The organism is Sphingopyxis sp. (genome assembly GCF_016463645.1).
GTDB lineage: Bacteria > Pseudomonadota > Alphaproteobacteria > Sphingomonadales > Sphingomonadaceae > Sphingopyxis.
The window spans coordinates 1-6605 of record NZ_JAEMQX010000166.1; the positions used below are offsets into that span (position 1 = coordinate 1).

The 6605-nt window shown below is 66.1% G+C and carries 7 protein-coding genes and 1 other RNA gene; 3 read left to right on the forward strand and 5 right to left on the reverse strand.

Features of this window, described 5'->3' with window-relative positions:
- The 3 genes from JHC57_RS20170 to dapA form a co-directional block, all read right to left on the reverse strand.
- Positions 1-434, reverse strand: a 434-nt coding sequence (locus JHC57_RS20170; protein ID WP_294032385.1) for a DUF2062 domain-containing protein, incomplete at its 3' end; no start/stop codon positions are given.
- On the reverse strand, positions 431-916 hold the full coding sequence (gene smpB / locus JHC57_RS20175; RefSeq protein WP_037554711.1) for an SsrA-binding protein SmpB: 486 nt from the start codon (positions 914-916) through the stop codon (positions 431-433). The genes JHC57_RS20170 and smpB, both read right to left, overlap by 4 nt.
- Positions 916-1800, reverse strand: coding sequence for a 4-hydroxy-tetrahydrodipicolinate synthase (gene dapA, locus JHC57_RS20180; protein ID WP_294032386.1), 885 nt, complete (start codon positions 1798-1800; stop codon positions 916-918). The genes smpB and dapA overlap by 1 nt, the downstream gene beginning before the upstream one ends.
- A 100-nt stretch (positions 1801-1900) precedes the next feature.
- On the opposite strand from dapA, the gene JHC57_RS20185 reads away from it, so the two are divergent.
- From JHC57_RS20185 to JHC57_RS20195, 3 genes are all read left to right on the forward strand, one after another.
- Entirely contained in the window at positions 1901-3928 is a 2028-nt protein-coding gene (locus tag JHC57_RS20185) for a lytic transglycosylase domain-containing protein (protein WP_294032387.1), read from the forward strand.
- Positions 3929-3934: 6 nt separating this feature from the next.
- On the forward strand, positions 3935-4423 hold the full coding sequence (greB, locus tag JHC57_RS20190; RefSeq protein ID WP_294032388.1) for a transcription elongation factor GreB: 489 nt from the start codon (positions 3935-3937) through the stop codon (positions 4421-4423).
- A gap of 106 nt (positions 4424-4529) precedes the next feature.
- The gene (locus JHC57_RS20195; protein WP_294032389.1) at positions 4530-5216 is read left to right on the forward strand and encodes a phytanoyl-CoA dioxygenase family protein; all 687 of its coding nucleotides are present in this window, start codon (positions 4530-4532) and stop codon (positions 5214-5216) included.
- Positions 5217-6022: 806 nt separating this feature from the next.
- Here the strand turns inward: JHC57_RS20195 and JHC57_RS20200 are convergent.
- Together JHC57_RS20200 and rnpB are read right to left on the reverse strand one after the other, a co-directional pair.
- The gene (locus JHC57_RS20200) at positions 6023-6178 is read right to left on the reverse strand and encodes a hypothetical protein (protein ID WP_171013398.1); all 156 of its coding nucleotides are present in this window, start codon (positions 6176-6178) and stop codon (positions 6023-6025) included.
- Between the two features lie 74 nt (positions 6179-6252).
- Positions 6253-6605, reverse strand: an RNA gene (gene rnpB, locus JHC57_RS20205) — RNase P RNA component class A; the annotation flags it as partial.

The window sequence follows — 6605 nt, forward strand, 5'->3', positions numbered from 1 at the left end:
GAAAAGACCCAGCGCACCCACTCGCCCGCCGACGCGCCATGCTCGATCATCGCCGAAAAGGTCGCGCTGTTGGCGTGGAGTCCGAACAGCCAGTCGCCGAGCCACACCGAGGCGAGGATGATGAAGGGCGTCGTCACCGGGTTCGAGAGAAAGGTCATCGCCGCGCCGATCGGGATATTGGCGCGGAACGGCAGCGCGAGCAGCGCGACGCCGAGGATCTGGACCCCCGGGATCAGGAAGAAGATGCCGACGAACAGTCCGAGCGCGGTGCCGCGCGGCACCGAGGTGCGCGTGAAGCGCCACAAATGGCTGTGCGCGACCCGGTGCGCGAAGGGCTTGACGAAGCGACTTTCGAGCAGCTCCTCGCGCGTCGGCGAGTTGCGGCGGATCCAGTTCATCACCGCCGCCTTGTCCCGGGGCTTGCCGCTGCTCATCCGCGATCCTTCATCAGGCGCTGCTTGTCGCGTTTCCAGTCGCGTTCCTTGATCGATTCGCGCTTGTCGTGCGCCTTCTTGCCCTTGGCCAGCGCGAGTTCGACCTTCGCGCGGCCGCGGCTGTTGAAATAGACGCTGAGCGGCACGAGCGTCATCCCCTGGCGCATCACCCCGGCGTGCAGCTTGTTGATCTCGCGCCAGTTGAGCAGCAGCTTGCGCGGGCGCTTGGGCTCGTGGTTGAAGCGGTTGCCGTGGCTGAACTCGGGGATGTTCGCGTTGATCAGCCAGACCTCGCCGCCGGTAACTTCGGCATAGCTCTCGGCGATCGTGCCCTCGCCGAAGCGGAGCGACTTCACCTCGGTCCCCTGCAGGGCGATGCCCGCCTCGAACACCTGCTCGATGGCATAGTCGAAGCGCGCCCGCCGGTTCTCGGCGACGACCTTCTTCTTGTCGAATTCGGCGGCGGACTGCGGACGGGCCATTACGAAACCTGGATAACTCCGGCCGCGGACAATGCGGCATCGACGGCCTTGCGCGATGCTTCGGACGCCGGAATGATAGGTAGGCGCACTTCGGGCGAAAACCAGTCGTGGATGCGCGACAGCGCATATTTGACGGGGCCGGGCGAGGTGTCGGAGAACATCGCCTTGTGCAGGTCGAACAGGCGATCGTGGAGCACGAGCGCGCGCGCCCAGTCACCCGCGGCGCAGGCGGCGGCAAAATCGGCGCAAAGCCGCGGCGCAACATTGGCGGTGACCGAAATGCAGCCCACCCCGCCCATCACGGCGTGCGGCAGCCAGAGGTCGTCGTTGCCCGAAAGCTGGCAGAAGCCTTCGCCCGCTCCGGCGCGATGGATGGTAACGCGCGCAAGATCGCCGCTCGCATCCTTGATCGCGACGACGCCCGGGATTTCGGCGAGTTTGCACAAGGTCTCGGCGCTGATATCGGCGACGGTGCGGCCGGGAACGTTGTAGACGACGATCGGCAGGTCGCTCGCGTCGGCTAGCGCCCGGAAATGCGCGATCATGCCCTCCTGGCTCGGCCGGTTGTAATAGGGCGCGACGATCAGCGCGGCGGCCGCACCGGCGGCTTGCGCGTAGCGCATGTGGCGGATCGCGGTCGCGGTGTCGTTCGATCCGCAGCCGGCGATCACGGGCACGCGGCCTGCCGCCGCCTCGAGGCAGGTGTCGATGACCTGATAATGTTCGTCGAAACCGAGCGTCGGGCTTTCGCCGGTCGTTCCGCACGGCACCAGCGCGCTGGTGCCCTCTTTGACCTGCCAGTCCACGAGGCGCGCGAAGGCCGGCGCGTCGAACGCCCCATCGCGGAATGGCGTCACCAAAGCGGGAATCGAACCCGAAAACATGCTCCGCTCCTTTACAATTAACCGCCGGGACCGATAGAATCCGGCCAGCGCGCCGCTATTGGACGTCTATTCAGCGCCCCGCAAGGAGTTTGGTATTACCATGGCCGGTATGATCTCGCTGCCCAGTATATCCCGCCTGGCGCTTGCCGCTGCCCTCCTGATCCCCACCGCTGCCCATGCCAGCGAACTAACCCCCGAACAAATGGCCTGGTATCGCGCCCAGATGGGGCTCGCCTCGGTCTCGGGGCCGCCGCCCTCGCCCAATTCGGTCGGCGACGCGGTGATGGAATGGCGGCGACTGACCGCCAACACCGGCGCGTCGTTCGACCAGCTGTCGCGCTTCCTGATGGCGAACCGCGGCTGGCCCGATGCCGACAAGCTGCGCACGCGCGCCGAAAAATCGATCTCGCTCGACAGCTACGACCCCGCACGCACCCTCGCCTATTTCCAGGCTTATCCGCCACAGACCGCAAGCGGACAGCTGCGCTACGCACTCGCGCTCAACGCCTCGGGGCGCCGCGAGGACGCCAATGCCGCGGTGCGCCGCGCGTGGACGAGCGGCCCGCTCGACGATTATGAAACGAGCCGCGCGCTCTCCATGTTCCCCGGTGCGATCACCCCCGCCGACCATGACGCGCGGATGGACCGGCTGCTCTGGCTCGGCGCGACGCCGGCCGCGAGCCGCCAGCTTGCCTACACCTCGCCCGACAAGCGCGCCGTTTTCGCCGCGCGACTGGCGATGCGCAGCGCGTCGGTCGACGCGGCCTTTCAGGCGTCGGCGGCGGAGAGCGCCAACCCGTCGCTGACGCGCACCGACGCCGGCTATATCACCGACAAGGCGACCTGGCTGCGCAAGGCGGGCCGCGTCGGCGAGGCGCGCGCGCTGCTTGCCGCGCCGCGTTCGCTCGCCAAGCCGCCGACCGATACCGAGGAATGGCTCGAAACGCTGCTGACCAACGCACGGCAGGCGAGCGACGGCGGCGACAAGACGACCGCCTATAATATCGCGCGCCAGCTCGACGACGCCTTCCCCGCGGGCACGGTGATCCGCGAGACGCCGCTCGGCGTGCGCGACGATTTTACGTCGCTCGCATGGCTCGCCGGGCAGCTTGCCTATCGCGACCTCCGGCGCCCGGCCGAAGCGGTGCGGCTGTACCGCGCCTATGGCGAGGCCGCGCGCTCGGCGCAGACGCGCACCAAGGGCTTCTATTGGGCGGGCCGCGCCGCGCTGGCGGCCGGCGACCGCGAAACCGCCAATAATTATTTCAACGATGCCGCGCAGCATTACGATCAGTTCTACGGTCAATTGGCGCTCGAGCGGCTGAACCGCCCGCAGCCCAAGCCGACGCCGAACCCGACCATCCAGGTCAGCAACGACGATCGCCGCGAATTCGAGGACGACCGGCTGGTGCGCGCCGCGCGCGCGCTTGGCGAGATCGGCGCGTGGCGCGAACAGTCGCAGTTCCTGCGCGCGCTGGCGCAAAAGGCGACGTCGCCCGCCGACCATGTCCTCGCGGGCAAGCTCGCGTCGCAGATCGGGCGCCCCGACCTGGGCGTGATGATCGGCCGCAGCGCGCAGGCGAACAGCCTCGACGCGGTCGAGGTCGCGGGCTTCCCGACCGTGCGCGTGCCCGCGGGCCACGAAAGCAACTGGACCTTCATCCACGCGATCACGCGGCAGGAAAGCCAGTTCGACCGCGCCGCGATCAGCCACGCCGGCGCGCGCGGCATGATGCAGCTGATGCCCGGCACCGCGCGCGAAGTCGCGGGCAAGCTGGGCATGAGTTACGATGCCGGATCGCTCACGACCGACACCAATTACAACATGATGCTGGGATCGACCTATTTTCAGCAGATGCTGCGCTATTTCGGTGGCAGCTATCCGCTCGCTGTCGCGGCTTACAATGCCGGGCCGGGCAATGTGAACAAATGGCTGCGCGCCAATGGCGACCCGCGCAGCGGCGGGATCGAGATGGTCGACTGGATCGAGGCGATCCCGATCTTCGAAACGCGCAACTATGTGCAGCGCGTGCTCGAAAACGCCGTGGTTTACGACACGCTGCGCGACGGCGGGTCGCGGCCGCAGGCGCCGCTGAGCTTCTACCTCGGCAAACGCACGCCCGGCTGACATTCAATGGCGGGGGAGAAGACGAATATCATCAGCCCGGCGGGCTACGCCGCGCTGCGCGCCGAATACGACGCGCTGCTGGGCGATGAGCGCCCCAAGCTCGTAGAGGTGATAAGCTGGGCCGCGGGCAACGGCGACCGCAGCGAGAATGGCGACTATATCTATGGCCGCAAGCGGCTGCGCGAGATCGACCGGCGGCTGGGCTTTCTCGCGCGACGGATGAAGGCGGCGCGCATCATCGATCCCGCGCAGCAGCCCGACAAGAGCCGCATCTGGTTCGGCGCGACCGTCGAACTCGCCGACGATGACGACGCGCGGCGTATCGTCACGCTGGTTGGCGACGACGAGGCCGAGGCGGGCGAAGGCAGGATCGGCTGGAACAGCCCCCTCGCCCGTGCCCTGCGCGGTGCCGCCGTCGGCGATCTGCGCACCGTGCGACTGCCCGCCGGGCCCAAGGAATGGGAAGTGATGGCGCTCAGCTATCCCGCAAGCTGATTTTCCGTCCGCTCCTCGTGCGTTCGCCGACTTCACCGGACGGAAAGACGGGTTGCGACCCATTGCGGACGTTGATGCAAAACCTGCAGGCACGCTAAAAGAGCGAATGAAGCAACGATCGGCCCCCTCCCATCTGAAATTCGCCGATGATGGAGCTCAGCACTTCCCTGAAGCCGCCCTGGGCGCACTCGACGATATCTGCGCCGCTCTCGACAAACTCCCTCGACAACGAGCTGGCGTCCGCATTCACGGCATTGCCGCGCTCCGACCGATTCTGGGTGCCAATGGCGCGGCGGGATCGGTTGCGGCAGCTTTTCTCGGCGACCGATGCCGTCCGGTCCGGGCCATCTTGTTTGACAAGACGGCGGAAACAAACTGGTCGCTCGCATGGCATCAAGATCGAACAATTTGTGTAAAGCAACGGATCGACGCTGAAAACTACGGCCCCTGGACGATAAAGGGGGGGATGCAGCACGTCGCACCGCCGTTTGAATTGTTGTCCCGGATGGTGACTCTCCGGGTTCACATCGACGATGTACCGGCCAACAATTCGCCGCTGTTGATAGCTCCCGGCTCGCACAATGCAGGGCGCGTGTCGACCGGCGAATATGACGGGGTGGTAGAACGGTGCGGTGTCTTTGCCTGCCTCGCGAATGCCGGGGATGTTTGGGCATATGCCACTCCAATCCTGCACGCTTCGGAAACACCTGATCTGCAGGCCCGCCGCCGGGTTTTGCAGATCGATTATTCGGCTGATGAGCTCCCGGGCGGGCTCGAATGGCTCGGGGTATAAGGGAAATCGGGAACCGGACATGACGCCCGCTCCCACACCGAACCCTCGATTGCTCCCGGCAAGGGTGTGCGCCCGATCACCGACAGCCGCTGGACGCCGCGCCAGCGATTGATAATCTGGCCGCGACCGGTGGGAGGATCATGATGCGAAGCCTGACGTTGATCGCCACATTTCTGCTGGGAAGCGCGGCGCACGCCGCGCCCGGGCGCGAACCGATGCAGCCGGTCTCCGACGCGACATTGAACGGCTGGCTCGAGATGGGCGAGGAGATCGAGGCGCGCGTCGATGGCGACCTCAACGGCGACGGCGATCCCGATACCGTCTATGTCGCCGCGAGCCCCGACGCGCGGACGCTTCACGTCCTGCTGAGCTATCGTGCCGAATTCGACCTCGGACACCAGCCGGCGGGAAGTTTCAGGCTCGAGCCCGATCGGCTGGGGCCCGCCGGCCTCTCGATCGACAGGGGTGTGCTGACGATCCGCGACCTGACGGGCGGCACCACCGCGCTGTCGGCCACCTATCGCTATCGTGCCGACAAGGCGAAAGACCCTCCGCGAATGCGCCTGATCGGGCTCGATGCGACGGTGTACAGCCGAACCTATGCCCATGACGGGGACGAAATGAGCTGGAACGTCGCGACCGGCGACACGATCACCAGCCTGCTCAAGGTCGCCACCAAGGGCGATCGGGGTTACGACAAGCTCTACACGCGCAAGTTCAACGGCCCGTGCGGACCATCTATATGGAGGATACGCCGGACGCCGAGGAAGAGCTGGTCGGCGCCACCAAAGCGAAATAGCCGGTGGTCAGGGCTGCAGCAGCGCGGGAATGATCCAGATGGCGGACAGGACGACAATCACCGCGATCAGCGAAAAGGCCAGAACGTAACGGACATTATGTCCCTTTACCCCGCTGCTCGCCTCGGTCTCGGTTACCTCGACATGGTCATCGACGACTTTCATGGTTCGTCTCCTCTTCTGGTCCGCCTAATACGCGGCCCGGCGCGGCGCGGTTCCCGCGTCGCCTGTCGGGAGAGAATGCCAGAGGGTCTGTAAGCCGGGTTCTGTCCACCCCTTTCGGGGATAGGCGATCATTCCTCTAGGCGGACGGTTACCCGAACGCTCAAGCAGTCAACCCGGACGGCTGGGCCGGAATCAGCCCTGGATAAATCCGTGCCATCCCTATTCGACCTTGCTCCCGGTGGGGTTTGCCGTGCCGCGTCCGTTACCGTCCGCGCGGTGCGCTCTTACCGCACCCTTTCACCTTTCGCCGGGCCGAAGCCTTTGGCGGTCTTCTCTCTGTGGCACTTTCCCTGAACCCGGCCGAAGCCCGGTCCGCCGGACGTTATCCGGCACCGTGATTTCCGTGGAGCCCGGACTTTCCTCCCCC

Excerpts from the sequence above, each read along its gene's own strand:
- JHC57_RS20185 (WP_294032387.1), top strand. The coding sequence starts at position 1,901 with ATGGCCGGTATGATCTCGCTGCCCAGTATATCCCGCCTGGCGCTTGCC.
- smpB (WP_037554711.1), bottom strand. The coding sequence starts at position 916 with ATGGCCCGTCCGCAGTCCGCCGCCGAATTCGACAAGAAGAAGGTCGTC.
- greB (WP_294032388.1), top strand. The coding sequence starts at position 3,935 with ATGGCGGGGGAGAAGACGAATATCATCAGCCCGGCGGGCTACGCCGCG.
- dapA (WP_294032386.1), bottom strand. The coding sequence starts at position 1,800 with ATGTTTTCGGGTTCGATTCCCGCTTTGGTGACGCCATTCCGCGATGGG.
- JHC57_RS20195 (WP_294032389.1), top strand. The coding sequence starts at position 4,530 with ATGAAGCAACGATCGGCCCCCTCCCATCTGAAATTCGCCGATGATGGA.
- JHC57_RS20200 (WP_171013398.1), bottom strand. The coding sequence starts at position 6,178 with ATGAAAGTCGTCGATGACCATGTCGAGGTAACCGAGACCGAGGCGAGC.